The organism is Streptomyces sp. NPDC002701, from assembly GCF_042889045.1.
Taxonomy (GTDB): domain Bacteria; phylum Actinomycetota; class Actinomycetes; order Streptomycetales; family Streptomycetaceae; genus Streptomyces.
Genome location: NZ_JBIAQL010000068.1, coordinates 1 through 3,333 on the forward strand (window position 1 = coordinate 1; position 3,333 = coordinate 3,333).

General features: G+C 68.6%; 4 protein-coding genes. All 4 read left to right on the forward strand.

What is annotated here, in order from left to right; genetic code table 11:
• Positions 1–255 (forward strand): DUF6207 family protein (locus ACFYXC_RS41785; protein ID WP_389558382.1); only part of this gene is annotated, 255 nt, incomplete at its 5' end.
• A 718-nt stretch (positions 256–973) separates the two neighbouring features.
• On the forward strand, positions 974–1,135 hold the full coding sequence (locus ACFYXC_RS41790) for a hypothetical protein (protein ID WP_389558384.1): 162 nt from the start codon (positions 974–976) through the stop codon (positions 1,133–1,135).
• 38 nt (positions 1,136–1,173) lie between these two features.
• The gene (locus tag ACFYXC_RS41795; protein ID WP_389558385.1) at positions 1,174–1,701 is read left to right on the forward strand and encodes a sigma-70 family RNA polymerase sigma factor; all 528 of its coding nucleotides are present in this window, start codon (positions 1,174–1,176) and stop codon (positions 1,699–1,701) included.
• Complete coding sequence (locus ACFYXC_RS41800) at positions 1,688–2,782, forward strand: hypothetical protein (RefSeq protein WP_389558386.1); 1,095 nt, start codon at positions 1,688–1,690, stop codon at positions 2,780–2,782. Before ACFYXC_RS41795 ends, ACFYXC_RS41800 begins: the two co-directional genes overlap by 14 nt.
• The last annotated feature ends 551 nt before the right edge of the window (positions 2,783–3,333 follow it).

The window sequence follows — 3,333 nt, forward strand, 5'->3', positions numbered from 1 at the left end:
TCCCGGCACCCGAACCTCCACGGACGCCGGCACGTCGTGCCAGGCATGAGACCCATCCATGACGCACACATCGCCCTGCCCGGCCTGGCCGTGGTGGACGTCGCGGCCGCCGACGACGCCACCGCCTTCGCCGTCCAGAACCTCCTCGCCACGCACCACGCCATCGCCCCCGCCGACCGGACCACGAGGGAACCCGGCGAGCCCGGCGTACGGCTGCGCTGCTTCATCGACCTACGCCAGGAACCCGACGCCTGAAGGACGCCGCTGTCCTGGACGGCTCATCAACTCGTCCTGCCGGCCCCCACGTCGTGCTTGCCCTGGCAGGGCTCGCCGCCGGTTTCGCCGCCTACACCAACCCAGCCCTGGGCGCAGCCCTGACTCTGACCGTCGCCGTCATCCTCATGCTCCATACATTGATCAAGAAATGAACTCCGGATCATCCCGCCCACTCCGAGGTCGACCAGGAGCAGGCGCGCACGATCGAGGAGGTCCGGGCTTTCCCCTCGCGTCGCTGCGCAAGTACGTCCTCACTGAGGAAGAGCAGAGGGGGTCCGCATCGAGCGGGAGCCGATCACCATCGAAAACCGCAGCCTCCTGCGTGAAGCATGCGTTCGACTATCACCTTCACGTTCGGCGACAAAGGATCCACATCGGGCATGTGTCCACTTTCGGTTCGGCGCGTAAAAAGACGTCCTGTCGACCGCGTGCAGACCCCTTCGAGGAGCAGCACGGCGACCGGCTGAAGCGTGCTGAGCCGAGGTGGGGACGGTGGCGCTGGTCCAAGAGCGTTGTCCCAGAGCCCCTGTGGGTGGTCCGGCGTGTAATCGAACGGATGCATGTGGGGAAAATTCTCGTTCGTCCCGTTGCACACGGTGGCCTCACCCGACGCCATCTGGAGCAGAGAGTACGCAGCAGCGTCTTCTCCGGGCTCCGGCAGCGCAGCCCGCCCATTCACAGAAAAGGGGCAGGGCCTGTGTCCTTGCAGTTGGTTGGCGATGTGGTTCTTGCGGTGGTTGCCGTGCGGGTGCTGGGCCGCGACGTGCTGGCGCTGGTGCGCCGCGCGGCGACGGCCACCGTGCGCCTGGGTGTCAGCGAGTTGCACCGCGGCGGCGAGCAACGGGACGGCCGTACGTGAGGAGGGAGCTGTCCGGCCGTCCCGGCGACGCGTCGTCCATGACGGAGCTTCCGCTGGATTTCGAGGCGTTCCACCGTATGCACCGGCCGGTGTACGTGCGGTGGGCCCGCATGTACTTGCAGAACCGCGCCGATGCCGAGGAGGCCGTCGACTGCGCCTTCGAGCAGCTGCTGGTGTCCTGGCCTTCCGTGCTGGCCAAGGAGAGCCCGGCCGCGTATGCGTGGCAGGTGATGAAGCACCGCACGGTTGATGCCGCGCGGGCCCGCGGCCGCCGCGAGGCTCTGATCGACACGAATGCCTTCGAGACCACCGCGCTGCGCCAGGCGGTGGACCCCATAGGCCAGCTCGAGGAGAGCATCAGCCTCTACCAGGCGATCTGTGCCCTGCCCGAGCGGCAGCAGGACGTCGTCGTGCTCCTCCACAGCCATGGCCTGTCCCCCAGCGAGGCGGCGGACCATCTGGGCATCACGCCCGCCAGTGTGCGCTCCACCGCCCGCCACGCACGCCGCCGCCTGCGACAGGCACTGGGACTGACCGAGAAAGGACCCGCCGATGACGCCCTTTGACCGACTGCTCGCCCGGGCCCGCCTGGTCGACGAACCGTACTCGCCGAAAGACATCGACGCAGCCGCTGCTCGCATCGCCGCCCGCGCCGCCCGCCGTACCCTCCGGCAGAAGGCGGGTGCAGGCCGGGAGCAGAGCGGCAGCAAACCCGAACGGGGCGACTGCGCCATGGAGGGCGCGGCACAGGATCTGAGCACCCTATGCGAGACCGCGGTAGCCGACACGGGAGCCATCGGCCTCCTGGAACACTTCATCGGCCTGCTGCCCGAGCCCCGCGGAGCCCGGGTGCTGGGCTGCATCCTTGAGCTCACCGGCCAGACAGACCCCGCACGCTCTTGGTGGCAGTACGCCGCCGGCGCAGGCGACCGCATCGCCGCCTACTGCCTGCACCTGCAGCACCTCACCCACGGCGAGAGAGCAGAAGCCCGCTGGTGGCACCAGCAGACCGACGCTGCCCCAGAGTCCGCCCCCGGCAGATCCCAGGACGACGTCGCCACCACGCTGCGCATCCTGCGCCTCCTGCAAGCCCAGCGGACAGGACAGGAGATGCCCGGCCTGCTCACCCGGCTGTCGCAGGCCGGCGCCGTCTTCGACTACATCCCCGCCGCCCTCTCCTACACCGGCGACACCATCGACCTGCCCCTGCCCGACCCCGACTTCACCCACCACATCACCACCCTCACTACCAACGCCCCCGCCATCACCACCGGGAAGTCGACCGGGCCGGCCACTCCCCCGCTGCCCGCCCGCACCCGCCCTCCCCGCCGCACCCAGCCACCCCTCACACCGGCCACACCCGCCCCGCCGTCGCCCTCCCGGCTGTGGCACGACAGCGGCGGCTCCTTCGGCTACCTCCAGCGCATCGGTGACATCACCACAGTCTGGCGCCGCGAACTGGCCTGGCAGATGTTCCTCGACCACTGCGACACCTGCCGCGACTGCGACCCCGCCGGTACCCCCTGCCCCACCTACAACAACACCACCCCCAGTACCATGACCGACGCAATCACCACCGGCAGCCCTCCACCCGCCGGCATGAAACGCCGCCCCCTTCACCCCGCTACCACCCACCAGAGCCACTGACCATCCCGCCCAGCCGACTGTGGCCGGTCAGGTGTGGAGAGCGGGCAGGGATACAGGCGGTCGAGGTCTCCGTGCCGGCGGATGAACTCGGTGGAGTGACAACGCACCAGCAGGAGAACTTCGCCGCGGGCCGCATGCCAGGCAGGCAAGAGGGAGCGCCCGACACGACTGCTGCGGACCAGCAGAATTGCGCAAGCGAGCGGCGACCGCGCCCTTGCTGCGCAGTCCTGCCGTCGTACCGAGCCGACAAGGCGAGCCGCACCCCGCAATCCGCAGTCAGCGTAGGGAGACTGATGTGCCGTCGCAGATGATTTGGTGCGGGGCCAGAGCTGTCGTCGAACGGAACCGTCCCACTGAGTAACAAGGACCGGATTGGCCAGGACAGGGCAGCGGCGCTGGATCTGTTCCTCCGCGCTGTCCCGCTCTCGCCGAGGGCTTCAACCCTTGAAGGTCATTTGTGACGCTCTGGCCTGAAGAGGTTGACGCTCTGTAAACCGTGACGTCGATCATGTTGTTTTGTGCCGGAGCGTGGTGGGGTTCGTGCGCTGTCG